The 26833-nt window shown below is 72.7% G+C and carries 27 protein-coding genes; 16 read left to right on the forward strand and 11 right to left on the reverse strand.

Going from position 1 to position 26833, the window contains the following annotated elements; all coding sequences use genetic code 11:
* The first annotated feature begins 1 nt into the window (after nt 1).
* The 9 genes from AAEP86_RS17020 (at nt 2) to AAEP86_RS17060 (ending at nt 10480) form a co-directional block, all read left to right on the forward strand.
* Entirely contained in the window at nt 2-2086 is a 2085-nt protein-coding gene (locus tag AAEP86_RS17020; RefSeq protein WP_420368458.1) for a bifunctional aldolase/short-chain dehydrogenase, read from the forward strand.
* A gap of 4 nt (nt 2087-2090) precedes the next feature.
* On the forward strand, nt 2091-3578 hold the full coding sequence (locus tag AAEP86_RS17025) for a rhamnulokinase (RefSeq protein ID WP_420368459.1): 1488 nt from the start codon (nt 2091-2093) through the stop codon (nt 3576-3578).
* A gap of 128 nt (nt 3579-3706) precedes the next feature.
* Nucleotides 3707-4900: an alpha-hydroxy acid oxidase gene (locus AAEP86_RS17030; protein ID WP_420370524.1), complete on the forward strand. Its 1194-nt coding sequence runs from the start codon at nt 3707-3709 to the stop codon at nt 4898-4900.
* A gap of 233 nt (nt 4901-5133) precedes the next feature.
* Entirely contained in the window at nt 5134-6072 is a 939-nt protein-coding gene (locus tag AAEP86_RS17035; RefSeq protein ID WP_420368460.1) for a glycoside hydrolase family 16 protein, read from the forward strand.
* Between the two features lie 228 nt (nt 6073-6300).
* Nucleotides 6301-6828 carry an ArsR/SmtB family transcription factor gene (locus AAEP86_RS17040; protein WP_420368461.1) on the forward strand — a complete coding sequence of 176 codons (528 nt, stop codon included), beginning with the start codon at nt 6301-6303 and terminating at the stop codon, nt 6826-6828.
* A complete protein-coding gene (locus AAEP86_RS17045; RefSeq protein WP_420368462.1) occupies nt 6825-7910 on the forward strand; it encodes a serine hydrolase domain-containing protein in 1086 nt (361 codons plus the stop codon). Before AAEP86_RS17040 ends, AAEP86_RS17045 begins: the two co-directional genes overlap by 4 nt.
* The gene (locus AAEP86_RS17050; RefSeq protein WP_420368463.1) at nt 7907-8287 is read left to right on the forward strand and encodes a hypothetical protein; all 381 of its coding nucleotides are present in this window, start codon (nt 7907-7909) and stop codon (nt 8285-8287) included. Before AAEP86_RS17045 ends, AAEP86_RS17050 begins: the two co-directional genes overlap by 4 nt.
* Before the next feature lie 55 nt (nt 8288-8342).
* The gene (locus AAEP86_RS17055) at nt 8343-9263 is read left to right on the forward strand and encodes an ABC transporter ATP-binding protein (RefSeq protein WP_420368464.1); all 921 of its coding nucleotides are present in this window, start codon (nt 8343-8345) and stop codon (nt 9261-9263) included.
* On the forward strand, nt 9260-10480 hold the full coding sequence (locus AAEP86_RS17060) for an ABC transporter permease (RefSeq protein WP_420368465.1): 1221 nt from the start codon (nt 9260-9262) through the stop codon (nt 10478-10480). The genes AAEP86_RS17055 and AAEP86_RS17060 overlap by 4 nt, the downstream gene beginning before the upstream one ends.
* 18 nt (nt 10481-10498) lie before the next feature.
* On the opposite strand, the gene AAEP86_RS17065 is transcribed toward AAEP86_RS17060, so the two are convergent.
* The 4 genes from AAEP86_RS17065 to pnuC form a co-directional block, all read right to left on the reverse strand.
* Nucleotides 10499-10807 (reverse strand): winged helix-turn-helix domain-containing protein, encoded by a 309-nt coding sequence (locus AAEP86_RS17065; RefSeq protein WP_420368466.1) that lies wholly within the window; start codon nt 10805-10807, stop codon nt 10499-10501.
* Nucleotides 10804-11244, reverse strand: a complete 441-nt coding sequence (locus AAEP86_RS17070) for a chemotaxis protein CheY (protein ID WP_420368467.1) — start codon at nt 11242-11244, stop codon at nt 10804-10806. The genes AAEP86_RS17065 and AAEP86_RS17070 overlap by 4 nt, the downstream gene beginning before the upstream one ends.
* 67 nt (nt 11245-11311) lie before the next feature.
* A complete protein-coding gene (locus AAEP86_RS17075) occupies nt 11312-11944 on the reverse strand; it encodes a TetR family transcriptional regulator C-terminal domain-containing protein (protein WP_420368468.1) in 633 nt (210 codons plus the stop codon).
* A 67-nt stretch (nt 11945-12011) separates the two neighbouring features.
* Complete coding sequence (gene pnuC, locus AAEP86_RS17080; protein WP_420368469.1) at nt 12012-12677, reverse strand: nicotinamide riboside transporter PnuC; 666 nt, start codon at nt 12675-12677, stop codon at nt 12012-12014.
* 93 nt (nt 12678-12770) lie between these two features.
* Between pnuC and AAEP86_RS17085 the strand changes: the two genes are divergently transcribed.
* The 3 genes from AAEP86_RS17085 (at nt 12771) to AAEP86_RS17095 (ending at nt 15952) form a co-directional block, all read left to right on the forward strand.
* A complete protein-coding gene (locus AAEP86_RS17085; RefSeq protein WP_420368470.1) occupies nt 12771-13298 on the forward strand; it encodes a hypothetical protein in 528 nt (175 codons plus the stop codon).
* 154 nt (nt 13299-13452) lie between these two features.
* A complete protein-coding gene (locus tag AAEP86_RS17090; RefSeq protein ID WP_420368471.1) occupies nt 13453-14940 on the forward strand; it encodes an MFS transporter in 1488 nt (495 codons plus the stop codon).
* On the forward strand, nt 14933-15952 hold the full coding sequence (locus AAEP86_RS17095) for an alpha/beta hydrolase (protein WP_420368472.1): 1020 nt from the start codon (nt 14933-14935) through the stop codon (nt 15950-15952). The genes AAEP86_RS17090 and AAEP86_RS17095 overlap by 8 nt, the downstream gene beginning before the upstream one ends.
* A 109-nt stretch (nt 15953-16061) precedes the next feature.
* On the opposite strand, the gene AAEP86_RS17100 is transcribed toward AAEP86_RS17095, so the two are convergent.
* Nucleotides 16062-16817 carry an NAD(P)-dependent oxidoreductase gene (locus AAEP86_RS17100; protein ID WP_420368473.1) on the reverse strand — a complete coding sequence of 252 codons (756 nt, stop codon included), beginning with the start codon at nt 16815-16817 and terminating at the stop codon, nt 16062-16064.
* Between the two features lie 74 nt (nt 16818-16891).
* On the opposite strand from AAEP86_RS17100, the gene AAEP86_RS17105 reads away from it, so the two are divergent.
* Both AAEP86_RS17105 and AAEP86_RS17110 read left to right on the forward strand, forming a co-directional pair.
* The gene (locus AAEP86_RS17105; protein WP_420368474.1) at nt 16892-17449 is read left to right on the forward strand and encodes a TetR family transcriptional regulator; all 558 of its coding nucleotides are present in this window, start codon (nt 16892-16894) and stop codon (nt 17447-17449) included.
* A 156-nt stretch (nt 17450-17605) separates the two neighbouring features.
* Nucleotides 17606-18292, forward strand: a complete 687-nt coding sequence (locus tag AAEP86_RS17110) for a hypothetical protein (RefSeq protein ID WP_420368475.1) — start codon at nt 17606-17608, stop codon at nt 18290-18292.
* Nucleotides 18293-18304: 12 nt separating this feature from the next.
* Here AAEP86_RS17110 and AAEP86_RS17115 read toward each other — a convergent pair whose 3' ends face one another.
* Together AAEP86_RS17115 and AAEP86_RS17120 are read right to left on the reverse strand one after the other, a co-directional pair.
* Nucleotides 18305-18754: a GNAT family N-acetyltransferase gene (locus AAEP86_RS17115; RefSeq protein ID WP_420368476.1), complete on the reverse strand. Its 450-nt coding sequence runs from the start codon at nt 18752-18754 to the stop codon at nt 18305-18307.
* Between the two features lie 171 nt (nt 18755-18925).
* A complete protein-coding gene (locus AAEP86_RS17120; protein WP_420368477.1) occupies nt 18926-19561 on the reverse strand; it encodes a TetR/AcrR family transcriptional regulator in 636 nt (211 codons plus the stop codon).
* A gap of 176 nt (nt 19562-19737) precedes the next feature.
* On the opposite strand from AAEP86_RS17120, the gene AAEP86_RS17125 reads away from it, so the two are divergent.
* Together AAEP86_RS17125 and AAEP86_RS17130 are read left to right on the forward strand one after the other, a co-directional pair.
* The gene (locus AAEP86_RS17125; RefSeq protein WP_420368478.1) at nt 19738-21057 is read left to right on the forward strand and encodes a GNAT family N-acetyltransferase; all 1320 of its coding nucleotides are present in this window, start codon (nt 19738-19740) and stop codon (nt 21055-21057) included.
* Nucleotides 21057-21533 (forward strand): DUF2087 domain-containing protein, encoded by a 477-nt coding sequence (locus tag AAEP86_RS17130; protein ID WP_420368479.1) that lies wholly within the window; start codon nt 21057-21059, stop codon nt 21531-21533. The genes AAEP86_RS17125 and AAEP86_RS17130 overlap by 1 nt, the downstream gene beginning before the upstream one ends.
* Here AAEP86_RS17130 and AAEP86_RS17135 read toward each other — a convergent pair.
* From AAEP86_RS17135 to AAEP86_RS17150, 4 genes are read right to left on the reverse strand one after another with little or no spacing between them, the layout of a single operon-like run.
* On the reverse strand, nt 21494-22492 hold the full coding sequence (locus AAEP86_RS17135) for an ABC transporter permease (RefSeq protein ID WP_420368480.1): 999 nt from the start codon (nt 22490-22492) through the stop codon (nt 21494-21496). The genes AAEP86_RS17130 and AAEP86_RS17135 overlap by 40 nt on opposite strands.
* A complete protein-coding gene (locus AAEP86_RS17140; RefSeq protein ID WP_420368481.1) occupies nt 22489-23427 on the reverse strand; it encodes an ABC transporter permease in 939 nt (312 codons plus the stop codon). Before AAEP86_RS17140 ends, AAEP86_RS17135 begins: the two co-directional genes overlap by 4 nt.
* Nucleotides 23424-25082, reverse strand: a complete 1659-nt coding sequence (locus AAEP86_RS17145; RefSeq protein ID WP_420368482.1) for a dipeptide ABC transporter ATP-binding protein — start codon at nt 25080-25082, stop codon at nt 23424-23426. Before AAEP86_RS17145 ends, AAEP86_RS17140 begins: the two co-directional genes overlap by 4 nt.
* Entirely contained in the window at nt 25079-26746 is a 1668-nt protein-coding gene (locus AAEP86_RS17150) for an ABC transporter substrate-binding protein (protein ID WP_420368483.1), read from the reverse strand. Before AAEP86_RS17150 ends, AAEP86_RS17145 begins: the two co-directional genes overlap by 4 nt.
* Nucleotides 26747-26833 lie beyond the last annotated feature (87 nt).

The raw sequence follows: 26833 nt of genomic DNA on the forward strand, positions 1-26833 counted from the left end.
CATGACGAACACAGTGGAGGCACGGGTGGACCCCGAGGCACACGGCACCGACGCGGACACCACCGTCGGGGCGCTCATCGCACGCTCGAACGCGCTCGGCTCGGACCCGCGGATCACGAACTACGCCGGCGGGAACACCTCCGCCAAGGGCACCGCGACCGACCCTGTGACCGGCGAACCGGTGGAGCTGCTCTGGGTGAAGGGCTCCGGGGGCGACCTCGGGACCCTCACCCCGGCCGGTCTGGCCGTGCTGCAGGTGGACCGCGTCCGAGCCCTCCGGCACGTCTACCCGGGCGTCGAGCGCGAGGACGAGATGGTGGACGCGTTCGACCACTGCCTGTTCGGCCGTGGCGGTGCCGCGCCGAGCATCGACACGGCGATGCACGCCCTCGTCGACGCGGCGCACGTCGACCACCTGCACCCGGACGCCGGCATCGCGATCGCCACCGCCGCCGACGGGCCCGCCCTGACCGAGCGGATCTTCGGCGGGAAGGTGGTCTGGGTGCCGTGGCGCCGACCCGGGTTCCAACTCGGCCTCGACATCGCCGCGATCAAGGAGCAGCACCCCGGAGCCGTCGGCACGATCCTCGGCGGTCATGGCATCACCGCGTGGGGCGACACGAGCGACGACGCCGAGGCGAACTCGCGCTGGATCATCGACACCGCCGAGCAGTACATCGCGGCGCACGGCGCAGCGGACCCGTTCGGCGGCGTCCGCCCCGGCTTCGAGGCGCTGCCGACCGACGAGCGTCGTGCCCGCGCCGCCGCACTCGCCCCGACGATCCGGGGCATCGCCGGCCACGACCAGCCCGTGGTGGGGCACTTCACCGACAGCGATGTCGTGCTGGACTTCCTGGCGTCCGAGCGCGCGGAGGAGCTGGCGGCCCTCGGCACGAGCTGCCCGGACCACTTCCTCCGCACGAAGGTGAAGCCGCTGATCCTCGACCTGCCCGCGACGGCGAGCATCGACGAGGCGCGCGCGCGACTGCACGACCTGCACGAGCAGTACCGCGACGACTACCAGGCCTACTACGACCGCCACGCCACAGCCGACAGCCCGGCCATCCGCGGCGCTGACCCGCTCATCGTGCTCGTCCCCGGCGTCGGCATGTTCTCGTACGGCAAGGACGCGCAGACCGCCCGCGTCGCCGGCGAGTTCTACACGAACGCGATCAACGTGATGCGCGGCGCCGAGGCGCTCAGCACCTACGCCCCGATCGACGAGGCCGAGAAGTTCCGCATCGAGTACTGGGCCCTCGAAGAGGCCAAGCTGCAGCGGATGCCCGCGCCCAGGAAGCTCGCGACGCGCATCGCCCTGGTCACCGGGGCCGCATCGGGCATCGGCAAGGCGATCGCGACGCGCCTGGCCGCCGAGGGCGCCGTCGTCGTCATCGCCGACCTCGACCTCGAGAAGGCCACCGCTGCGGCGGCTGAGATCGGCGGTCACGATCAGGCCATCGGCGTCGCCGCGAACGTGACGGACGCCGACGCGATCGAGCGGGCGATCCAGCAGACCCTGCTGCACTTCGGCGGCCTCGACCTCGTCGTGAACAACGCCGGCCTCTCGCTGTCGAAGAGCCTGCTCGAGACCACCGAGCAGGACTGGGACCTGCAGCACGACGTGATGGCCAAGGGATCGTTCCTGGTGTCCAAGGCGGCCGCGACGGTCCTCATCGAGCAGGGCCTCGGCGGCGACATCGTCTACATCTCGAGCAAGAACTCGGTGTTCGCCGGCCCGAACAACATCGCGTACTCCGCCACGAAGGCCGACCAGGCCCACCAGGTGCGGCTGCTCGCGGCCGAGCTCGGCGAGCACGGCGTCCGGGTCAACGGCATCAACCCCGACGGCGTCGTCCGCGGCTCCGGCATCTTCGCGAGCGGCTGGGGGGCCAATCGCGCGAAGACGTACGGCATCGACGAGCAGGACCTCGGCACGTTCTACGCCCAGCGCACGATCCTCAAGCGCGAGGTCGTCCCCGAGAACGTCGCCAACGCCGTCTACGCCATCTGCACCGACGACTTCTCGCACACGACCGGGTTGCACGTCCCGGTGGACGCGGGCGTCGCTGCGGCCTTCCTGAGGTAGTGCCGTGACGAACAGCGGCAGCGTCGCCGCGGTCGACCTCGGCGCCACGAGCGGGCGGGTGATCGTCGGGCACGTCGATGCCGAAGGCGTCCGGACGGACCACGTCGCCCGGTTCCCGAACGGCCCCGTCACCCTGCACGAGGGCGACGCCGACACCGGCCGCGACGCCCTGCACTGGGACGTCGTCGAGCTGTACCGACAGGTGACCGAGGGGCTGCGGCGAGCGTTCGCCGAGCACCCCGCGATCGCCAGCATCGGCATCGACTCGTGGGCGGTCGACTACGGCCTGCTCCGCGACGGCCGACTGCTCGGGCTGCCGTCGCACTACCGCGACGACCGGCACCAGGGCGGTGTCGTCCCCGTGCACGACCGGATGGCCGCCACCGAGCTGTACGCCCGGAACGGCCTGCAGCACCTGCCGTTCAACACCCTGTTCCAGTGGGCTGCCGACCCGTCGCTGCAGCTCGCGCAGCGTGCGCTGCTCGTCCCCGACCTGCTCGGGTACTGGCTGACGGGGGTCGAGGCGGCCGAGCGCACGAACGCCTCGACGACCGGGGGCCTGAACGCGACCACCCGTGGGTGGGACCCGGCGGTGCGGGCTGCTGCGGGCCTCCCGACCGGGCTGCTGCCCACGCTGCGTGACCCGGGCGACCGACTCGGCCCGCTGCTGCCGTCCGTCGCCGAGCTCGTCGGCGGCCAGGCCGACGTGACGCTGGTCGGTTCGCACGACACGGCGAGCGCCGTCGTGGCGGTCCCCGCGACGGAGCCGGACTTCGCGTACATCTCGTCCGGCACCTGGTCGCTCGTCGGCGTCGAGCTCGACGCCCCCGTCCTGTCGGACGCCGCACGCGCCGCCAACTGCACGAACGAGGGCGGGGTCGACGGCCGGGTCCGCTTCCTGAAGAACGTGTCCGGGCTGTGGTTGCTGTCCGAGAGCGTCCGCACGTGGGAGCGCGGAGGGGACACGGTCGACCTGGAGGCGCTGCTCGCCTCCGCCGCGGCCGTCACCGCTCCGGTCCCCGTGTTCGACCCCGCGGACGAGTCGTTCACGGCACCCGGCGACATGCCGGCGCGGATCGCCGCGTGGTGCGCGGCGCACGGGCTGAGCGCCCCCGCGTCGCGCGGGGAGTTCGTCCGGAGCATCCTCGAGTCGCTCGCGACGGCGTACGCCGAGACCCTGCGCACCATCGCCGACGTGACCGGCACGGCCATCCGGGTGGTGCACGTCGTGGGCGGCGGCTCGCAGAACCGGCTGCTCTGCCAGCTGACCGCGGACCGCACCGGCCTGCCGGTCGTGGCCGGCCCGGTCGAGGCCACCGCACTCGGCAACGTGCTGGTGCAGGCGCGCGCCGTCGGACTCGCGGGCCTCGGAGGGGCTTCACTGGAGGCACTCCGCAGCATCGTCGCACGGAGCGTCGAGCCCGTGCGGTACACCCCCTCGGCGTCGTCGCGCGCCGATCCCGATCGATCCCCCGTCAGGAGCCACGCATGACCACGACCGACGACCAGCACCGGATCGACCCCGCAACCGGCGCACCGGCGCCCGCGACCGGGTCCGCGTCCGCCGCTCGCACGCGGGTCAAGCGGCAGCTGCCGACGGTGCGGGACCTCGCGCCGCTCATGCAGTTCAAGAAGCCCTCGCTGCCGGGTCGACGTCAGCGCCTCGAACAGGCCTTGACGATCTGGGACCTGCGGGACATCGCCGCACGCCGCACGCCGAAGGCCGCCTTCGACTACACCGAGGGCGCCGCCGAGGCCGAGATCTCCCTGGCGCGCGCCCGGCAGGCGTTCGAGGACATCGAGTTCACGCCCGCGATCCTGCGGGACGTGTCACGGGTGGACACGTCGCGCGAGGTGCTCGGCGCCCCGGTCGCGTACCCGTTCGGCATCGCCCCGACGGGCTTCACGCGGATGATGCAGACCGAGGGCGAACGGGCCGGTGCCCGGGCCGCAGGCCGCGCCGGCATCCCGTTCTCGCTGTCCACGATGGGCACGACGGCGATCGAGGACGTCCGCGACGCGAACCCGGACGGCCGGAACTGGTTTCAGCTGTACATGTGGAAGGACCGCGAGAAGTCGATGGCGCTCGTCTCCCGCGCCGAGAAGGCCGGGTTCGACACGCTGCTCGTCACCGTCGACGTGCCCGTCGCCGGTGCGCGGTTGCGGGACAAGCGCAACGGGTTCTCGATCCCGCCGCAGCTGAGCGCCCGGACGGTGCTGAACGCCATCCCCCGCCCCTGGTGGTGGTTCGACTTCCTGACCACCGAACCGCTCGCGTTCGCGTCGCTCGACCGCTGGTCGGGCACCGTCGGGGAGCTCCTCGACCACATGTTCGACCCGACCGTCACCTACGAGGACCTGGAGTGGATCCGGTCGCAGTGGAAGGGCAAGGTCGTCGTCAAGGGCGTGCAGTCCCTGGCGGACGCCAAGCGTCTGGCCTCGATGGGCGTCGACGGGATCACGCTCTCGAACCACGGCGGCCGCCAGCTCGACCGCGCCCCCGTCCCGTTCCACCTGCTTCCCCAGGTGGTCAAGGAGGTCGGGAAGGACACCGAGGTGCACCTCGACACCGGCATCATGTCCGGCGCCGACATCGTCGCCGCGGTGGCGCTCGGTGCGCGGTTCACGATGGTCGGCCGGGCGTACCTGTACGGCCTGATGGCGGGCGGCGAGGCCGGTGTCGACCGGATGATCCAGATCCTCTCCGAACAGATCGAGCGCACCATGCGGCTGCTCGGCGTCGCCTCGCTCGACGAACTCGAACCGGGGCACGTGACGCAGCTCGCGCGGCTGGTCCCGGTCGCCCGGAGCTGACGAGGCTTCCTCGGGTCGAACGCCGATCCACGCAGGTTGCACCAGGACCCCCCGAACGGGGCACACATGGGGCATGATGTTCGTGGACTCGTCACCGAAGCCCGGCAGCAGCACCGCCGGACGCGGGTCCGTGCCATCCCGAGCCCCACACCCGAGGAGCCCGTCATCGACACCCGAACCGTGCGCACGACCGTGCGCGCCCACTCCACGCCCTCCGTCGACCGGATCACCCGGTGAACCGTCGACTCGCCGTCCTCGCAGCTGCGACCGCCGGCGCCCTCGTCCTCGGTGTCCCGACCGCTGCCTCCGCCCACACCTGGTGGGGTTGGGGCGGTCACCAGCACCACGCACCGTGGACGCCGTCCCCCACTCCGAGCGAGACCCCGCAGGACACCGCGGAGCCGACGCCGTCCGACACCCCGTCGGCAGAGCCCGCGGAGCCCACCGGCGAGCAGCTCGCCCCGAGCTTCGCCCCGTCATCCGACCCCTCGGCCGCGCCTTCGGACGCCTCCGCGCCGGAGGAGGCAGCAGCCCCTGCCGCCGACGACCCCGCAGCGGCGCCTGACGCACCGTTCGTCGAGGACTTCGACACCGCGGCAGCGGTCGGCCGCGTGGCCGCGGCGTACCGACAGGCCTGGCAGCCCTACCCCGACGGCACGTCCGGCATCTACGAGCCGAGCAAGACCGTCTCCGTCCACGACGGCGTCATGGACGTCGCGCTCGGCGGCGCCGGTGCGGCCGGCACCTTCGGTACGGTCGCCGGAGCCTGGGACCACGTCGGCGGGTCCTTCTCGGTCCGCGCGAAGGCCACGGGCGGCACCGGCAACGGTGCGGCGTTCATGCTGTGGCCCACGTCGAACACGTGGTCCGACGGCGAGATCGACTTCCCCGAGGGCAACTTCGAGTCGAGCCCGTCCGCGTTCCAGCACTCGATGACGCCCGGCCGCGAAGCCGAGCGCGCGCAGGTCGCGACCGGCGTCTCGTGGCGTGACTGGCACACCTACACGGTCGACTGGGACCCGGGGAAGTCCGTCACCTACAGCGTCGACGGCAAGGTCCTGCAGACGATCACGAAGGACGTCCCGACCACGCCGCACCGCTTCATGTTCCAGACCGGCAACTGGGGCGCGTCCGGCAACCTGCTGATCGACTGGGTCGCCACCACCGAGTAGCGATCGTCGGTCGCCCCGACACGAACAGGAGGCGCGGTGCCGGTCGGCACCGCGCCTCCTGTTCGTCCGTCGAGCGTCCGGCAGCCGGCCCGCTCGTCGCTCCCGCCCGCGCCACCGCGCCCGCGCGACCAGCCGCACTGCGACCCCGACGGCGACCGGGGCCGGCGTCCCGATCGTGTCGGGGACCCGCAGCGTTGTGTTCTTTCCGGAATTCCGTAGTATCGGAGGATGGCCGAGACCGACACCGCCGCAGCGATCGCGGACCTCCGGCAGCGGGTGTCCGCGCTGGAAGCAGCGTCCGGCGCAGGGAAGCCCGTCGCCGACGCACCCCCTGCCGCCGACGGCGACGCGTTCTGGGCCCTCACCGGGCTCGAGGCGCGCACCGGGGACGACGGCGGCGTGCTGTACACCGGGAGCGTCCTGACACCCGGCGGCCCGGTCCGGTGGCAGTACGGTGCCACCGCCTCCGAGCTGCTCGCCGACGACTGGTCGGCCGGGACGGTGGCGACGTCCCTGTCCGCGCTCGGGCACCCGGTACGGCTCCGGCTCCTGCAGGTGCTGGCGGACCGCCCGGCCTCGGTCGCCGAGCTGCGCGACCTGCCCGACGTCGGCAGCACCGGCCAGGTGTACCACCACCTCGCGCAGCTGCAGACCGCCGGGTGGGTCCGGCAGACGACGCGCGGACACTACGCGGTCCCGCCGGAGCGGCTCGTGCCGCTGCTGGCCACGGTGCTCGCCGGCGGGAGGACCGCGTGACCGCCCGGCCGGTGCGCCGACGGACGGCGCTGACGGCGGTCGGGGCGGGCGCCGCGGTCCTCGGCCTGGGTGCACTCGGGCGCCCACGGCCGCCACGGCCCGGAGCGCGTCGGACCGGCGACGCCGAGCTCGCCGGACGACTCGCGGCGATCTGCGCCGGGACCGCCGTCGGCAACGTGACGGCCGCCGTTGTGACGCCGGACGGCGAGCGCTTCGCCGGGCTCGGCGCCGACCGGCACACCGAGGTGGAGATCGGCTCGGTGACGAAGACGACGACCGCGTTCCTCCTCGCGCGGTCGGCCGCCCTCGGTGCGGTGTCGCTCGACGACCCGGTGCGGGACCACCTCGACGTCGGTGCCGGCGACTACACCCTGCTCGACCTCGCCACCCACCGGTCCGGGCTGCCCCGGCTCGACCCCCGCCCGGCGGCGGTCGGCAGGATGGTGCTCTCGAACTTCCTGCGGACCGACCCGTACGCGGCCGACGGCCCGGAGGACGTCGTGGCCGCCGCACGCTCGGTGGGCCGGACGGAGCGGGGCGAGGTCTCGTACTCGAACCTCGGCGTCGCCCTGCTCGGCCAGGCGCTCGCGTCGGCGACCGGCAGTGCGTGGGACGAGCTCCTGCGCTCCCGCCTGCTCCGTCCCCTCGGCATGGACGCGACCACGGCACCGCTGAGCGCGGCCCGACTGCGCGCCGGGGCACCGCACGGCCGGACGTCCACCGGTCGGCCGGCGGACCCGTGGACGATGGCGGGGTGGGCCCCGGCCGGCGGGATCCGCTCGACGGCCGCCGACATGGCGCGCTACGTCCGGGCGGTCCTCGACGACGCGCTGCCCGGTGTCGCCGCCGGGGAACTCCTCGAGCCACGCTTCGACGCCGGCGACGGCAGACGGATCGGCCTCGCGTGGTTCAGCACGCCGTACCGCGGCCGCACGGTGACCTGGCACAACGGCGGGACGGGCGGCTACGCGACCATGCTGGCCCTGGACCGCGCGGCGCGGACGGGGGTCTTCGTCGCGACGGACGTCGCCGCCGACGTCGACGCGATCGGGTTCCGGCTCCTCACCGAGCTCGCATCGTGAGCGCCGGGTGGATCCTCGTCGTCGTGTCCGTGATCGGACTCGTCGGTCCGGCCCGGACGGCACTCGCCGGCTTCCGGGGCCTCCGCGAGCGGGTCCCGCTCCGTCCCGGTGCCCACGACCGCGTCGCCGTGACCGCCGGCGCTGCCGGAGCCGCGGCGGTCCTCGTCGTCGCGCGGCAGCTCGGCGACTGGGACGGGCCGGTGATCGCCGCGTGGTGGGGGCTCGTGCTCGTCGCCGCCGCGTGCGCCGTGGGCATCGCCCTGCGGTGGCCGGCTCTGCCGTGGCGGCACCCGCGCCGACGCGGGGGGATCGTCCGCGACGCCGTCGGGATCGCCGTCAGTGTCCTGTCCGGCGCCGCGGCCGCGGTGCTCCTCTGAGGCCGACGGCCCGTCAGGCGGTCCCGGTAGGGTCGGCACGTCGAGAGGGGCGAGGATGGCCGGAGCGAACATCGCCGTGCGGGACTTCGTGATGCGGTACGGCGACCGGAACGTGGTCGACGGGCTGTCGTTCGACGTCGCACCCGGCGAGACGTTCGGCCTGCTCGGCAGCAACGGCTCCGGCAAGACCACGACGATCCGCGCACTGCTCGGCATCACGACGCCGACGTCCGGCACCCTCACGATCGACGGACACCCGTACCGACCGGCCACCGGGGGCATCGGCTACCTGCCGGAGGAGCGCGGGCTCTACCGCAAGGAGTCCGTCATCGACGTGATGTCGTACTTCGGCCGGCTCCGCGGGATCCGCGGACCGGAGGCGACCGCCTGGAGCATGGACTACCTCGCCCGGGTGGGGCTTGCCGACCGCGCGAAGCTGCGCATCGACAAGCTCTCCGGTGGCCAGCAGCAGAAGGTGCAACTCGGCATCACCATCATGGACAGTCCGCGCCTGCTCATCCTCGACGAGCCGACGAAGGGCCTCGACCCGGTGAACCGCCGACTGCTGCTCGACCTGGTCGACGAGCGCAAGGCCGACGGCGCGACCGTCGTCCTCGTCACCCACCACATGGACGAGGTCGAGCGGTTGTGCGACCGGATCCTCCTGCTCAAGGACGGCACCGCGGCCGCCTACGGCACGATCCCCGACGTGCAGGACGCCTTCGGCGGCGCCGTCGCGCGGGTCGGCCTCGACGGCGCGGTCCCCCGTTCGCCGCTGTGGCGACTCGCCCGCCACGAGGGACACGTCGCCTACCTCGTGCCGACCGAGGCGGCCGCCGCCGACGGTTCCGACATCCTCGCCGCACTCGTCGCCGCGGGCGTGCACGTCACCGCCTTCGAGATGCGACGCATCCCCCTCGACGAGATCTTCGTGCAGGTGTACGGACACGACGCCGAGACCGGGGTGGCCGCGTGAGCCGCCTCGGGACCGTCGTCCGGTTCGAGTTCGTCCGCGCGGTCAAGAAGCCGGCGTTCTGGATCGGCACCCTCGCGCTCCCCGTCGTCATCGTCGTGGTCTCGTTGCTCGTCGGCGTCGGGCAGGCCGCGGGCACGGACTCGGTGATGTCGAGTTCGTCGGCGGCACGGACCCCGTTCCACTACGTCGACGACTCCGGACTGGTCTCCGAGCGCGTTGCGCACAAGTGGGGCGGATCGCCGTCGACCGATCCGGCGGCGGACCGACGAGCCGTGCGCGACGGGAGGCTCGACGCGTTCATCGCGTTCCCGGCGTCCCCGTCGACCACCCCGATCCGCGTCGAGGCCGCCGACCGCGGGCTCTTCGGCAACGGCGGCTACTCGTCACTCGCCGAACAGGTGCTCGAGCAGAGCGTCGCCGCGACCGTGGACGACCCCGAGGCCGTGCACCTGCTCCGGACCCCGCCGGACACCGACCTGACGACCTACGCCGACGGGCGGGTCGCTCCCGGCTGGCTGTCGATCGTGCCGCCGTTCGTCTTCGTCGCCGCGTTCTTCGGGCTGGTCATCCTGCTCGCCGCACGCATGGTGACGGTCGTGGTCGAGGAGAAGGAGAACCGCATCTCCGAGATGATCCTCACGACGGTCACCGCCGGCGACCTCATCCGCGGCAAGGTCATCGCGATGCTGCTCGTCGGGTTCGTCCAGGTCGGCATCTTCGTCGTCCCGGGACTGGTCGGCCTGATCGCGCTCCTGCCGCTCATCGCATCGCGCCTGGGCGGACTCGTCATCGACCCGTGGCGGATGGTCGTCGGCGCACTGCTGCTGGTCGGCGGCGTGCTGCTGGCGTCCGGGTTGTTCGTGGCCGTCGGCGCCGCGGTGCCGTCCATCAAGGACGCCTCGGCGCTGCAGTCCGCAGCGATCTTCGCGCTGATCATCCCGATCTACGCGGCGTTCTTCGTGATGACCACGCCCGGTTCGCCGATCGCCGCGTTCTTCACCTACTTCCCCACCTTCACGCCCATCACCGCGATGGTCCGGAACGCCGTCGGATCGCTCAGCGTGACCGAGTCCGTGGTCTGCATCGTCGAGGTCTTCGTCGTCGCGGGGCTGCTGCTGTGGTTCGCGGAGTACCTGTTCCGGCACTCGGTCGCGCAGTACGGGTCGAAGGTGACGCTGCGGCAGATCGCGTCCTGGCGCCGGGCCCGCACGCGCTGACCCGGCCCCGCCGGACGGTCACCCGCCGGCGATCCTCCGCAGCGCGTCGAGGTGCGCGGTCCAGACCGTGCGTCCCTGCTTCGTCAGCGTGACGGACGTCCGTGGCGTCTTCCCGACGAAGGCCTTGCCGACCGACACGTAGCCCGCCGCCTCGAGCGCCGACACCTGCTTGCTGAGCACCGAGTCGCTGACCTCGACGGCGTCCCGGACCTCGCGGAAGCCGAGCGTGCCGGCCCGGGCGAGTGCCGCGACGACCGAGAACCGCACCGGGTGCTGGAGCAGGTCGTCGAGCTCGTGCCGGGGGTGGACCCGGTCGGTGGTCGTCACGAGCGCGACTCCCACGCCGCACACGCCATCGCCACGGCCAGGACCAGACCGGAGGTGATGCCGGACCAGAGCACGGACCCGTGCACCCAGACGGCGACCGCGATCGCCGCGCAGTAGGTCACCGTCCAGCTCGCCATGTACACGGTCCACCGGCGGCTCCGCGCGAACGCCGACCTCCCGCGGATGGCTGCCGTGAAGGACAGCAGCAGCGCGAAGACCGTCGTCAGGGTGCCGACGTAGACGGCGGCGAACGCGTCCCCGTCGGTGAGCCCCATCCCGAGCGTGCCCAGCGCGGTCGAGACGCCGAGCGCGGTGATGAACGTGACGTAGGGCCAGCGGACGGCGTCGTGCGCCCGTCGGCTGATCCGGTCGGCACGGGCGAGCAGCTGCGCGGCCTCGGCCGGTCCCGGTCCTCGTCCTGGTGTGGTCGGTTCCATGGTGTCCCCTCTCGTTGACACCATCATGGCAAGTACTTTCCATTCCGGCAAGCACTTTCCATATCGATTAGCTCGTCAGGACCACCTCGTCGAGGTCCCACGCGGGCACCTCGCGCTCGCGCCACCCCTGGCGGAGCGTGCGGACGGCCCGGTCGAACTCGACCAGGACGTCGACGTGCGGGCGCACGAGCATCTGGACCTGGAGCCCCTCGTACACGGCCAGGAGCTGGGTCGCCGCCTGGTACGCCGGGATGGCGAGGTGCTCGTTGCCCGCGTCGGCGTCGCGCTGGAGGCCGGCCTCGAGCTGCCCGACGTACTCGTCGAAGCGCTTCCGGAACAGCTCGGCGAAGCTCGTGTCGCTCGCGGCGACGGTGAGCACGCCGGCGAGGACCCGCACGAGCCCGGGGTCGGCGACGTCCTCGGCGAGGGTCGTCCGGACGTGGGCGATCGTGCAGCTCGGCGGCTCCTTCCGGCGGGTACCGCGCAGCTGCGCCCACCGGTCGTACGTCACGAGCAGCAGTGCGTCCCACGTCGGGAAGAGCCGGTCGACGACCTCGACCGCGACACCCGCGACCTCGGCGACGATCGTGGCGTCCACGGCGTCGAACGGGTGCAGCCGGTACGCACGGATCGCGCCACGGACGATGCGCTCGGCGATGGACTGCTCGTCCTCGAACGGGGCGTCGTGGTCGTGGTCCATCCGACCATCCCACCCGACTCCACTCCGTGTGTCTGCGCCCCACACGGGGGACGCCGCGTTCTGCGGATCAGCCGACGGTGACCGGGGCCGCGGACGGCCGGGTGCGCTGACGCATCCAGACGAAGAAGCCGGTGAGCGTGAACACCCCGTAGAAGACGTACATCAGCCCGGAGGCGTAGTACCCCGCCGAGAACAGCAGCGGGACACCGACCAGGTCGACCGCGACCCAGATGAGCCAGAACTCCACCCAGCCCTTGGCCATGCCGTACGTCGCCAGCAGCGAGCCGACGAAGATCCACGCATCGCTCCACACCGGTTCGTACGACCCGAGCGCCCGGAACACCGGTGTCAGGACCGCGGTGCCGCCGACGAGGCCCAGGACCAGCAGCGCCCGGGTCCGCCAGGAGGCCCAGCGCGGGTCGATCACGGTCGTCGCGTCGTCGGGACGGTGCGTCCAGCGGTACCAGCCGTAGACACTGACGATGACGAACATCACCTGCCGACCGGCCTGGCCGAGGAGGTTCACCGGGTTCGGGGTGTCGAAGAGCGCCCCCATGAAGACCGTGAACAGCAGCGCGTTGCCGACGATGCCGACCGGCCACGCCCACACCTTCCGGCGCATGCCGCCGAGTGCGCTGAGCAGACCGAACACGTTCCCGATCACCTCGCGCCAGAGCACGGTCTGGTCGCCGATGACGAGTTGCGCGTCGAACAGCCACCGCACGATGCCCATGGGCCCTCCTCGTTCTCCGGTCGGTGCAACGGCACGTGTGCCGGCGGCATTCCACGGTCTGGACGAGGGTGCACCGGGCTACGCTCGGGTGACGTGACGGACGGCGTGGAACGGGCCCGGTCGCTGCTCGACGCGGCGGTGCGGACGCTCCGCGACGCCGGGGTGGGCGACGAGGCCCTCGGCGAGTACGTCGAGCCGAAGGCCGTCCTCGGCATCCGGCGCGACCCGGTCATCCGCTCGCTCGGCCGGGTGTGGCGGGTCGGGGCGCTCCTCCTCGGGTCGAGCGCGGACACCGCCGGCGGCGTCTGGGCGACCGGACGCATCACCCGCGTCACCGAGGCGGGACGGTCGCAGTTCGTCTCGGTCTCGGCCGAGGTCCGCCGGGCGTACCGGGCGGCCGCGGCGAAGGGGCACTTCGAACCCGGCGACACCGTGAACCACGGCGCGACACCGATCCCCGTCGACGGGTCGCTCGTCGGTTCGCCGGGCGTGCTCTTCGTCGAGGACGGCACGCCGCTGGTGCGGTGGTCGCCGACCGCCGGCGCCGCGGTGCCGCTCGCGGAGTACCTCGACGACCGCGTCGGACTGCTCGTCGACCCACCCCGGGGTGCCACCGACTGACCCGGCCCACCACTCCCCGGCCTGCCTCGTGCTGGCGCAGACCGGTCGGCGTGCGCTACTGTCACCGCCAGAGGGAAAAACACGCCCGCTCCGGCAGGCGAACCGCGTACGCGTCTCACGGGAGTCGCCACTTCTTCATCGAAGGAGTGCGCCCGTGTCCGTAACGACCACCCCGAGCACGACCCGGACCGCGCCACGGCGGTTGCGCGACGCGTGGCTCGCCCTGGCGGGCCTGTCCGCCGTGTTCCTGTTCGAGATGCTCGACAACTCCGTGCTGAACGTCGCGCTGCCGACGATCGCGCACGACCTCCGGGCCTCGACGACCGCACTGCAGTGGGTGTCCGGCGCCTACTCGGTCGCGTTCGGCGGCCTCATGCTGCTCTTCGGCGCCGTCGCCGACCGCAGCGGCCGTCGCCGCACCATGCTCGTCGGCCTCACCGTGCTCGCCGTGGCGAGCGCCCTGACCCTCGCCGTCGACTCGGTCGGGGAGCTCATCGCCGTCCGGGCACTGATGGGGATCGCCGCCGCGATGACGACGCCCGGGTCGATGGCGCTCGCGTTCCGGCTCTTCGACGACGAGGACCTCCGGGTCCGCGCACTCACGGTGGTCTCCACCGCCGGGCTCGTCGGGCTCGCACTCGGACCGACCATCGGCGGGTTCGTCCTGGCCGTGGCCCCGTGGCAGGTGCTCCTCGTGGCGGACGCGCCGATCGCGGTGATCGCCCTTGCCGGCATCCGGGCTGGCATCGCCGTCGACCGCCCGGACGAGCTGCACCGCGCGCCGGTCGACGTCCCCGGCGCCGTGCTCGGCACGCTCGGCGTCGTCGGCCTGCTCGTCACCCCGACCCTCGTCGTGGACGGGTCGGCCTGGTCCGCGTGGAGCACCGGCGTGGGGACGGTCCTCGCCGCGGCCGGCTTCGTCATCCGGGAACGCACCGCACGCCACCCGCTGCTCGACCTCCGGCTCGTCGGACGCCCGCTCGTGGCGAGCGGTCTGGCGTACAAGGCGGCCGCCGGACTCGCCACGTCCGCACTGTCGTTCATGGTCACGCTGCAGCTGCAGTCCGCCTGGGGCTGGCCGCCGGCCCTCGCCGCGGTCGGCACGCTGCCGCAGGTGGTCGTGCTGCTCGCCGGGGGGCGCTTCGTCGGGCCCGTGGTCCGGCGGATCGGCCTCGGACGTGCCGCGTGGGCGAGCGCCGCGACGGTCGTCGTCGGGCTCGCCGTGTTCTCGGGGCTCGGCCGGTCCGGCTACCCGTTCGTCGTCGTCGCCCTCGTCCTGGTCGCCGCCGGCATGCGGGTCGCCGGCGCCGTGGCCGGTGCGTCCGTGCTGTCCGGCCTGCCGGAGGACCGGACCTCCGTCGGCGCCGCGCTCGTGGACACGTCGAGCGAGATCGCGACGGCCGTCGGCGTCGCCGTCGTCGGCACGGTCCTCGCCACGCTCGTCGGCGGCGCGCTCACGACGCACGCGGACCCGGCACGGGCCGCGGCCCTCGGGGACGCGATCGCCGTCGCCGGCGTCGTCGTCACCGGGTTGGCCGCGGTCCTCGTCGGCCTCGGACTCATCGGCGCACGCCGCACCCCCACTCCCACCACCACCACCACCACCACCCCCCCGATCACGCAGGAGACCGACCGTGTCTGAGACCATCCGCCCGCCGTTCGACCCGGAGTTCGCGGGGTTCCTCGCCGCGTTGTCCGCACGTGGACCGTTCGTGCTGTCCGACGAGACCCTGCCGCGGATGCGGCAGCTCGACGTCACCGAGGAGGCGCTCGACGCACGACTGCGGTCCCGCGGCCTCGAACGACGGAGCACCACTGTGCCGGGCCACCGCGGCGACCCGATCCGCCTCGCGATCATCCAGCGCATCGGTCGGACCGGTCCCACGGCCGGCGTGTTCACCATCCACGGCGGCGGGATGATGTTCGGCCACCACCTGTCGAACCTCGAGTCGTACGACGCCTGGCTCCTCGACCACGACGTCGTGCTCTGCAGCGTCGACTACCGCCTCGCACCGGAGCACCCTGACCCCTTCCCCGTGGAGGACTGCTACGCGGCGCTCGTCTGGGTCGCCGCGCACGCCGAGGAACTCTCGATCGACCCGGACCGCCTCGTCATCGCCGGGCAGAGCGCGGGAGCGGGACTCGCAGCGGGCACGGCCCTCCTCGCCCGGGACCGAGGTGGCCCCGCGATCGCCGCGCAGGTCCTGGTGTCCCCGATGCTCGACGACCGCGATCGATCGGTGTCGACCCTGCAGATCGACGGTGTCGGCGTCGCGGACCGCCAGATGACGCGCGCGGGGTGGGAGGCCTACCTCGGGTCCCGACGCGCGACGGACGACGTCTCGGTCTACGCCGCTCCGGCCCGCGCCACCGACCTGACAGGGTTGCCCAGGACGTACATCGACTGCGGCAGCGCGGAGGTGTTCCGGGACGAGACCGTCGCCTTCGCGAGCGGCTTGTGGGCGGCCGGTGTCGACGCGGAGCTGCACGTCTGGCCCGGTGCGTTCCACGGCTTCACGTCGATGGCGCCCGAGGCTGCTGTGTCGCGGAGCGCGACGGCCGCCCTGGCTGACTGGACCACGCGGTTGCTCGGCCCCACGGAGCCGGTCGTCGGACCGGACGGTCCACTCGATGGGATGACCGGGCGCGCCTGACGACCCAGCGGCCGACGCGGGCAGCAGGCGGTCCCGGCTCCGGTGCGTGCCGAGCGCGCGCACCGGTCCCGGTGCCCGGGCGCGCCGAGCACCCCTGGGCACCGCGCCCTCAGCGCACCCCCGCGCGCCGCGCGTAGATGCTGGGGTCGCAGGTGTGCACCGCCGACGCGTCGGTCAGCAGCCGGTAGTCGTACGCCGCGCAGTCACCGAACGTCGCGATGCTCGGCCGACCGGCGGACCGCACGAGAACGCCCTTGGACGGCCCGTCCGACCCGATTCCGGCGCGGTGCACGACCCAGGACAGGTCCATCGCGTCGTCCGTCAGGTACCGCATGACCGCTTCGTTGTCGCGGTGCTGCCCGTCGTACGAGCGCGCGATCGTGGCCCGCACCGCACGGAGCGCCAGGGGCAGGGGTCGGTCCGGCGGAGCGCTGAGCCCGCCCGCCTGGTAGAGCAGCCGGTCCACTCCGTGTCGGCGCATCGCGGGGACGAGTCGCCGCACGAAGTCGGTGTTGACCGGTCGGACCTGCTGGGCGGCACGATCGCCCAGCAGGCACACCACCGCGTCGACGCCGTCGACCAGTGCGTCGAGGTCGAGGTCGTTGACCACCGACCCCTGGACGACCTCGAGGGCGGCGGGGTCCACGCCGTCGCGGTCGAGCTTCGCGGGGGTGCGGACGAGGACCCTGACCCGGTGCCCGTCGCGGAGCGGGTGGCGGATGAAGTGCCGTCCGGTCTGCCCGGTCGCGCCGAACACCAGGATCGTGCGCGGCGTCGCGTCCGGCGCGCCCCCGGCCGTCCCTTCCGACAGCCGGCGTTCGTCGCCCGGGTCCCGGTGGTCGTCCCCGTCGTGGTGCTGGTCCATGTCGGCCTCTCGTTGATGACACTTCGTGTCATCGTACGCCATGGCACGTCGTGTCGTTGCGGTACGCTGGAGTGATGCGATGGGCACCGGACGCGCGCGGACGACTCGAACGGGCCGCCGTCGAGCTCTTCGCCGAACAGGGCTACGCCGCGACGACCGTCCCGCAGATCACCGCACGGGCGGGCCTGACCACCCGCACCTTCTTCCGGTACTTCGCCGACAAGCGCGAGGTCGTCTTCGGCGGCGACGACATCCCCGAGAACGCCGCACGGCTGGTCGCCGAGGCCCCGTCTGACCTCGCGCCGATGGCCGTGCTCCGCCAGGTCCTGCACCGGGTGGCCGAGGAGCGGTTCACAGGCGACCGGCACCAGGTCGGCACGTGGCGGGCGATGATCCTCGCGAACGACGAACTCCGTGACCGCGACGCCCGCAAGCGCGCCGACATGGTCCGCGCCGCCCGGGTCGCGTTCGTCGACCGCGGCGAGACGCCCCTGCAGGCCACCGTGCTCGCGGAGCTCGGCATCCTGGCCTTCCAGGTCGCGCTCGACACCTGGGCGGCCGAGCCGGAGGACCGCCCGATGACCGCCGTCGTCGACGAGGTCCTCGACCTGATCTCCGCCCAGACGCGCTGACGCACACACACGCAGCCGCGCAGCCGCGAAACGAACAGCCGCGCAGCGCCGCAGCCGCGCAGACGACCACCTCCGCACCGCCGACGACCCCGACCCGTATGCTCGCAGACGGACTCGCCGGTGCAGGGGGCACGGGCGGAGGCAAGGGGGAACCACATGTCCGTCATCTCCAGCACGCCCAGGACCACGATCGCCGGCACGGTCGCGCTGATCGCCGCACTCGCGCTCACCGGCTGCGCCGGGACCGGTGGTGCGGGCACCAGCGCACGGAGCACCGACTCCGACGGTGCGACGCACCGACCGTCGGCACGCTCGACGGCGCCGTCGGACACGCCGTCACCGTCCTCGTCCGCGTCGGCGGGCGCCGCGGAGCTGACGGACCTGACGTTCGAGGACGGCGCCGCGGTGCCCGCGAGCTCGTTGCCGGCCTTCGGTCTCGAGGTGTCCGCACTCGACGGGTGGACGCAGACCGGGGAGGACACGACCGCCGGCTCGCGCGAGTACACGCGCTCCGACGGCGCGGTCGCGACGGTCACGCAGCAGCGCATCACCGACCTCGACCCGTCGATCGGCGACCGGGCCGCGACCGAGCAGCTGTTCACGGCGGCCGGGCTGCCCGCCGAGCGGCTCGAGGAGCAGCTCCTGCCGACGGCGACCGGGGGCACCGCCCAGTTCCTGTCGATCGCCGGTCACCAGTCGGACGGCACGTGGTCGGCGACCGTCGCCCGCGCGTTCGCGAAGCCGGGAGCCGCGCTCGTCGTCAAGGTCCGCACCGACTCGCAGGACCGGTTGCGCCCCGACCTGCACGAGATCCTCGTCCATGCGCAGGTGGTCCTCACCTGACGGTCGACGGCGTCAGAGCGGTCGCGAGAAGCAGACCGACTCGGGGCGCTCCCGGTAGGGACCGAAGGACCGGATGCGCGTGAAGCCGTGTCGGACCAGCAGCGCGGCGGCGTGCGGCTGAAGCGGGCCGATCTCCGCGACGACGGCGGGTGCCTGCAGCTCCTCCGCCTGCGCGAGCAGCTCGAGCAGCAGTGCGTCCCCGACACCCTGGCCACGGGAGTCCGGCCGCACGAACAGTCGGCGTACCTCGAAGACGCCGTCGCCGGCCGCGCTCAACGAGGCGGTGCCGAGCGCCAACCCCGACCGGTCACGCGCCAGGACGTGCACGGCGGCGGTCGCCTCGGTCAGCGGTCGCCCGTGGTCCGACGGTCGGCCGTAGACACGGTCGACCTCGATCCGGGCGGCCGCGCGGAGCCGGACCGCATCGTCGTGGTCGAACGGCTCGGCAGCGACCGAGAGCATCTGGGGGAGCATCGTGGTTCCGCGTTCGTCGCCGGCACCGCTTCGGTGCGGCGTCGAGTGGGGTGGTGGGTGGTGTTCGTGCCGCCACTCGAACCCGAATCGAGTGGCGGCACGTGCAGACGACGAGCGTCTGCCCTCGGACGCCCTAGCGTCCTCGGCCTCGGCGACCGGTCATCCGACCAGGTCGAGGTCCCACACGGGGGCGACGTACGTCCGCGTCCACCCCTCGCGCAGACGGGTGACGGCGCGGTCGAAGGACTCGAGCAGGTCCATGTCCGGGCGGACCATCGACTGCAGCTGCAGGCCCTCGTACGTCGCGAGCAGCTGCTCCGACCCACGCGCCGGTTCCATGGTGCCGGGCTCGCGCCCGAGCAGGACGTCCCGCTGCAGCGCGTGCTGCACGAAGGCGTGGAAGCGGCGCCAGCGGGCGTGCAGCATGGGGGCGAGCGGGTGCTCGGGCGACGCGGCGATGTTCAGCGTCGCCGTCAGGAAGCGCATCAGCGACGGGTCGGCGATGTTCGACGTGACGATCGCGCGCAGGAACAGCACGGCGCCGCGCTGCTCGGCGATGGGCATGAGCGGGGCCGTGCGCTGGTCGTTCCACCGGTCGATGGTCGCGAGGAGCAGGCCGTCCCAGCTCGGGAAGGTGCGCTCGACGACCTCGACGGACTCGCCGGAGGCGGACGCGACGACGGCCGGGGTGACCTCGTGCAGCGGGCGGGTCCGGAGTGCGTGGATCATCCCCTCGACGACCGTCGCGCGCAGGGACGCTGCGTCGACGGACGGCAGCGGCGATTCGATGTGCATGCATACATGCCAGCAGAACGGAGCGTGCGCGCGGTACCCCCCACAACGGGGAACGCGCGTTCTGGACTGGTCCGCCCTCGGCCGCACCGGCGGGGCGGAGGCGAGCCGTGCCTCCAGGACCGACCGGACACGCCGCCGTCCGGCACGGACGCGGACCGCCCCGATAGTGTCGGATCGTGAGCAACGAGGCATTCGACGACCGCTACGAGCTGCGCGACTTCGCGCCCCGGACGGACGACCAGGGGGCGCCGGACGCCGAGACCGAGGCCTGGATGCAGGCCGTCGGGCTCGGCTTCCACGAACCGCACCCGGGGGACGAAGCGGCCGCCCGCATGGTGGAGCACTTCATCGAGGACGGGAACACCTGGCTCGGCGCGTACGTCCGCCGCCCCGCACCCGGCTCCGTCGACGAGACCTGGCCCGCCGGCACCTTCGCGTGGTTCCGGAAGGCCCTGAGCTGGGGGGACGGCGCCTCGATCGACACGCAGGCGATCTCCGCGGTGACGGTCCGACCCACCGAGCGCCGCCGCGGGATCCTCCGCCGGATGATGACACATGCCCTCGAGCGCGGTGTCGCCGAGGGCTACGCGCTGGCCTCGCTCACCGCCTCGGAGGGCACCATCTACCGGCGCTTCGGCTTCGGCAGCGCCATCCGGGAACGCGCGATCAGCGTCCGCCGCGCCCGTGCACTCCCCCTGCTGGCCCCGACGAGCGGGACCGTCAGCGTCGTCACGCCGGAGTGGCTCGCCGGCGGCACGGCACGGCAGGTCTTCGACCGCTTCGACGCCCGCACCCCCGGTTCGATGGTGCGCAACGCGGGGACCTGGCCGGTGGCGCTCGGGCTCCGCGACAACGCCGGCGAGAAGGCGAAGGACGTCCGCGCCGCGGTGCACCGCCCCGAGGGCTCGGACGAGGTCGACGGCTACGTGACCTGGCGGGTCACCGAGGGCCGCGGCAGTGACACCGTGCTCGAGGTCGTCGACCTCGTCTACGCGACCGACGCCGCCTACCTGTCCCTGTGGGAGTTCCTGCTGTCGATCGACCTGAACGACGTCGTCGTGTACAAGCGGTCGCGGCTCGACGACCCGATCGTCGCCGCGCTCGGTGACAACCGCGCGTACGACGTCGACCACGAGGAGGACCACGTCTGGCTCCGTGTCCTCGACGTGCCCGCCGTGCTCACCTCGCGCCCGTACGCCGTCGACGGCTCGCTGACGCTCGCCGTGACGGACGCGCTCGGGTTCGCCTCCGGCACGTACCGCCTGGACGTCCAGGAGGCGCGGGGCACGGTCACGCGGACGGCCGACGACGCCGACGTGGCCGGCTCCGACCTCCAGCTCGACGTGGCGGACCTCGGTGCGCTGCTCATCGGGTCCGTCTCACCGGTGACCCTCGCCGCCGCCGGCCTGCTCCGGGCGTCCGACCCGGCTGCGCCGGCGCTGCTGCGGGCGATGCTGACGCCGCCGCGGGCCCCGCACGGCATCACGTACTTCTGATGGACGTGCGCGCGGCACTCGGTCGGGCCCGTCAGGCGGTCGCCGTGCTGGCGAGCCCCACCCTGCGTGCCGCCGTCGTCGGCGGGGCGGACCTCGACGACCGGACGCGCTCGGCGATCGCGGCGTTCGACTGGCTCGGCGACGACGGGCCGGACACGCCGCTGCTCGGGCGGACCGTGCAGGACCTGCAGCGGTTGCAGGCACCGTCGGCGCTGCTCGAGTTCGACCGCATCGCCCGCATGCCCGTGTCGGACGACCAGCGCCACCCGGTCTCCGTGCGGATCGTGACGCTGGTGTTCGAACGACTCGGCGGTGCACGTCCGGTCCCCGAGCCGGTGCTCAACGCGGCGATCGCGATGTTCGCCGAGGACGTCGCGGTGGTGCGGCGGGACGCCGTCGACCTCGGGCTCCTCGAGCGGACGGACGACGGCGCGGCCTACCGCCTCGCCCGCACCCGGGGGTCGACGAACGCGTAGACGACGTCGACGACCACGTTCGCCGTGACGATGATGAGCGCCGAGAACACCGTGAACCCGACGACGACCTGCAGGTCGAGCGTGTGCACGGCGTCGATGAGCAACGCACCGAGCCCCTGCATCGAGAACACCTTCTCGGTGATGACGGCACCGCCGAGCAGCGACCCGAGGTCGAGCCCGAACAGGGTGACGACGGGCAGGATCGCCGTTCGCAGGCCGTGGCGCACCACGACCTGGCGCTCGCGCAGACCCTTCGCGCGCGCCGTCCGGACGAAGTCCTGCGACATCGACTCGAGCATCTCGCCACGGGTCAGCCGAGCGTAGATCGCGGCGCTGATGAACGCGAGGACGCACCACGGCAGGAGCAGGTGCGTGAACCAGCCGACCGGGTCCTCCGCGAAGGGCACGTAGCCACTCGTCGGCAGGACCCCGAGCACGAAGCCGAACAGCAGGATGCCGAGCAGCCCGACGAGGTAGGCCGGGGCGGAGACGCCGGCGACCGCCACGGTCATCACCGCACGGTCGACGAAGGTGCCGCGACGCAGCGCCGAGAGCGCACCACCGGCGACCCCGGCGACGAGCCACAGCACCGCCGCCCCGACCGCGATCGACGCCGTCACGGGCAGTCGACTCGCGATGAGGCTCGTCACGCTGTCGTGCAGCTGGAACGAGTAGCCGAAGCACGGGGCCGCGCAGTGGATCACCGACGCCCCGGACCCGAACGTCCGGCCGGCGAAGATGCCCGCGAGGTACGCCCCGAACTGTGCGATCCACGGCTTGTCGGTGCCGAGGAACGCCTGCACCTCGCGCAGCCGGTCCGGCGTGCAGGGCTTGTCGCAGATCGCCCGCGCCGGGTTCGTCGGCAGGAGCATGAACAGCGCGTAGGTGACGGCGGCGACGACGAACAGGACGACGAGCGCGCCGAGCACGCGGATGGCGATGAAGCGGAAGGTGCTCACCGGGTGCCTCCTCGCGGGTCGAGGGCGTCGCGCAGGGCGTCGCCGAGCACGTTGAAGGCCAGGGTCACGAGGAAGAGCGCCGCCCCGGGGAACACTAGGTACATCGGATCGGTCTGCACCCACCCGATCGCGTCCCCGATGCTGCGGCCCCAGGACGGCGTGGGCGGGGTGACGCCGACCGCGAGGAACGACAGCGCGGCCTCGGCACCGATCATCGAGGGGATCGAGATCGTGGCGTAGACCGTGATCGTCGCCGCGAGGTTCGGCAGCAGCTGCGTCCGGATGACGTGCCAGCGCCCGGCGCCCATCGCCGTGGAGGCGACGACGTAGTTCCGGCCGACGAGCGACAGCGTCTGCCCGCGGACGACGCGGGCGACCGACGGCCAGCCGAAGAAGCCGATGACGAGCACGACGAGCACGGGCTTCGGGAACGACGTCGGCACGATCGCGGTGAGGGCGATCATGAACACGAGGGACGGGAACCCGAAGATGACGTCGACGACGCGGGACAGCACCCGGTCGTACCAGCCGCCGAAGAAGCCCGTCGTGACGCCGACGAGCACGCCGATCACGATGGACACGACGGTCGCCGCGAGCCCGATGCCGAGGGACGTGCGGGCACCGTACGTGACGATGGCGAACAGGTCGCGCCCGGTGAGCGGCTCGACGCCGAACCAGTGCTCGCCGCTGATGCCGCCGCCACCGCCCTTCGGCGCACCGAACGAGTTGAGCGCGTCGATGTGGTACCCGTACGGGTCCTGACCGCTCAGGGCGGCGATGAGCGGCGCGGCCACGGCCACCACGAGGAACACGACGATGACCACCGCGGCGGCCACGGCCCAGCGGTCTCGGCGCACCCGCCGGACGACGGCCCGGAAGCCGGTGCTCCGGCCCGCGGATGCCGAGACCGGACGGTCGACGACGTTGGCGGTCACGAGGCCACCCCTTCCGATGCTCGCCACGCCTCGCGACGGGCGGCCTGTCGCACGGGGTCGGCGACGGGCGCCGCCGCGAGGAGCATGCGCGTGTAGTCCTGCTGCGGGTCGTCGAGCACGGCCTCGGTCGTGCCGCGTTCCACCACGCGGCCGCGGTGGAGGACGACGACCTCGTCGGCCAGCTGCCGGACGACGGCCAGGTCGTGGCTGATGAGCAGCATCCCGAACCCGAAGTCGTCCTGCAGCGCGGAGAGCAGGTCGAGCACGGCGGCCTGCACGGTGACGTCCAGCGCGGAGGTCGGCTCGTCGGCGATCACGAGCGCCGGCCGGAGCGCGAGCGCCCGCGCGACCGCGACCCGTTGCCGCTGGCCGCCGGAGAGCTGGTGCGGGAACCGCTCGGCCCACGACGGGTCGAGCTGCACGGCGGTGAGGAGCTCGCGTACACGTCCGGCGCGTTCCGCCGCCGAGGCGGTGCCGTGCACGAGGAGCGGTTCCGCGATGCTCCACCCGATCGTCTGGCGTGGGTTGAGCGACGACGCCGGGTCCTGGAAGACGATGCCGACGCGGCTGCGGAGCTCCCGCAGTCGCCGGCCACGAGCCGTGCGGAGGTCGCTGCCGTCCACCTCGACCGTTCCCGCGACGACCGGCACGAGCCCGGCGAGCGCGCGCCCGATGGTCGACTTACCGGAGCCGGACTCCCCCACCAGGCCGAGGGTCGACCCGGCCCGCAGGTCCAGGTCGATGCCCGAGACGGTCGGGTCGCCGCGGCGCCCGTACCGCACGGCGACGTCGCGCAGCTGCGCGACGAGCGGCCGGGAGGCGCGACCAGCGTCCGCCGGGTCCGCCGCAGCGTCCGTCGGGTCGGTGGGTCGCGCCTCCAGGCTCGGGACGGCGGCCAGCAGCTCGCGCGTGTAGTCGGCGGTCGGGTGGGCGAAGACGTCGGTGACGGTCCCGTGCTCCACCGGGTCCCCACGACGCAGGACGAGCACCTCGTCGGCGACGTCGGCGACCACGCCCATGTCGTGGGTGATGAGGAGCACGGCGAGCCCGCGCTCGCGCCCGAGCCGTCGCAGCAGGTCGAGGATCCCCGCCTGCACCGTCACGTCGAGCGCGGTGGTGGGCTCGTCCGCGATGAGCGCCACCGGGTCGCCCGCCAGCGCCATCGCGATCATGGCCCGCTGCAGCTGGCCGCCGGACAGCTCGTGCGGGTACGCCTTCCGGATCCGCTCCGGGTCGGTCAGCCCGGCCGAGCGCAGCAGCGCGTCGACCCGGTCCGACACCTGGCCACGGTCCAGCCCCGTCGGGTGCGCGCGCACTGCCTCCGCGATCTGCGTCCCGATCGACAGGACGGGCGTGAAGGAGTTCATCGGCTCCTGGAACACCACGCCGATGCCGGCGCCGCGGACCGCACGGAGCACCTCGTCGGACGCCCCGACGAGTTGCTCGTCGCGGAACCGGATGCTGCCCGAGACGTGTGCCTCGGGCGGCAGCAGTCCGAGCACGCTCATGGCGCTCACGGACTTGCCCGAGCCGGACTCGCCGACCAGGGCGAGCACGCGACCGGGCGTCAACGAGAAGGTGACGTCACGGACGACGGGCTCCGCGTCGCCGAACGCGACGCGGAGCCCCTCGACCTCGAGCAGCGCGGGACTCACTTGGCGAGCGAGACCTTGAGGTAGTTCGGGTACGCCGGGAAGTCCGCGATCTGGAAGTTCTGGACGTCCGACCCCGCCAGGAACGACTGCTTCGCGTAGATCAGCGGGACGACCGGGGCGTCGGCCATGATCTTCCGGTCGGCCTCGGCCCACAGCTTCTCGGCCGCGCTCCGGTCGACCGTGCCGGTGGCCTTCGCGATGAGCGCGTCGACGTCCGGGTTGCTGTACTTCGAGACGTTGGTCCCGCCGCCGCCGATCTGCGACGAGGCGAACAGGGGCTGGATGTTGGCGTTCGCGCTCGGGAAGTCCGGCTGCCAGCTCGACAGGGCCAGGTCGAAGTCCGTGCCGTTCGTCGTCGCCTGTGTGAAGGAGTCGTAGTCCAGCGGCTTCAGCGTCACGGTGATCCCCGCGCGCTTCAGACCCGCCTGCAGCGCCTGCGCCTGGGCGAGGTACGTCGGGTCGTTCTGCGTGACGAGCGTCAGCTTGAGGTTCGTGGCGCCCGCCTCGGCCAGGAGCGACTTCGCCTTGTCGACATCCCCCGTCGCACTCGTCTTGTAGAGGTCGTAGTCCTTGCGGCCCTCGATGCCGGGCGTGATCAGCGTCGACGCGTAGGTGCCGGCGAGTGCACCGCCCGCGGCGATGCGGAACGACTTGCGGTCGACCGCGTACTGCAGGGCCTGGCGGACCTTGAGGTCCTTGAGCTTCCCGCGCTGCGTGTTGATCGCCATGTAGTTGATGGGGCCGGCCTTCGACGTCGCGAGGCGGTCCTGCGCGGCGGGGTTCGAGCGCACCTGGTTGAGCTCGGCGGCGCCGAGGTAGACGGCGCCGAAGGAGTCCTTCGCGTCGCCGTTGTCGGCGATCAGGCTCTGCGTCGTGGTGGAGGCGTCCTGGCTCTCCTTGAAGACGATCTTCGACGGGCCGGCGGTGCGGACGGAGTCGGTCTTCGCGCTCCACTCCTTGTTCCGGACGAGCGTGACCTGCGAGCCCTGCTGGTTGGACTGGATCTGGTACGGGCCGCTCGCGACCGGCTTCAGGTCGTAGTCACCGGTGTTCGTGCCCTGCCCCTCGGGGACCGGCGTGAAGGCGGGCATCGAGGCGAGCCACGGCCAGTCGCCGTACGCCGCGTTGAGCTTGAAGACGATCGTCGAGTCGTCCGGGGTCTCGATGCTGTCGAGGGTCTTGCCGTCGAACGGGCCCTTGTACGTGTCACCGCCGACGAGGAGCGACTTGTGGTAGCTCAGGCCACCGGTCAGGGTCGGCGCGAACGAGCGCTCGATGCCCCACTTGATGTCCTTGGTGGTGATGGGCGTGCCGTCCTGGAACTTCAGGCCGTCCTTGAGGTGGTACGTCCAGGTCTTGCCGCCGTCGCTCGAGTCGCCGGTGTTCGTGGCGAGGTCCGGGACGACCTTCGCGGTCTTGCCCGGTTCGACGTCCCACGTGGTCAGTCGACGGGCGATCAGGCCCATCGACGTGATGCCGAGGCTCTGGCTGGTCGCCGGGTCGAAGTGCACGGCCGTCAGCGGCGTGAGGATGTTGAGGGTCCCGCCCTTGCTGGTGCCGCTCGACGCGTCGTCCGATGCTCCCCCGCCCGAGCAGCCGGTGAGCACCAGTGCTGCTGCTGCGGCGACCGCCGCGGTGATGGTCAGGCGCTTGGGGCGTCTCATGACGATGCTGCTCCTCGTGGGGAAGGGGGGGGTGGGGGCGACCGGACGGGTCGTGGCGGCGCTCCTGATCCGGGGCCACCGGGCGGC

Origin of the sequence: Curtobacterium sp. L1-20, from assembly GCF_048755855.1 — a bacterium.
Taxonomy (GTDB): domain Bacteria; phylum Actinomycetota; class Actinomycetes; order Actinomycetales; family Microbacteriaceae; genus Curtobacterium.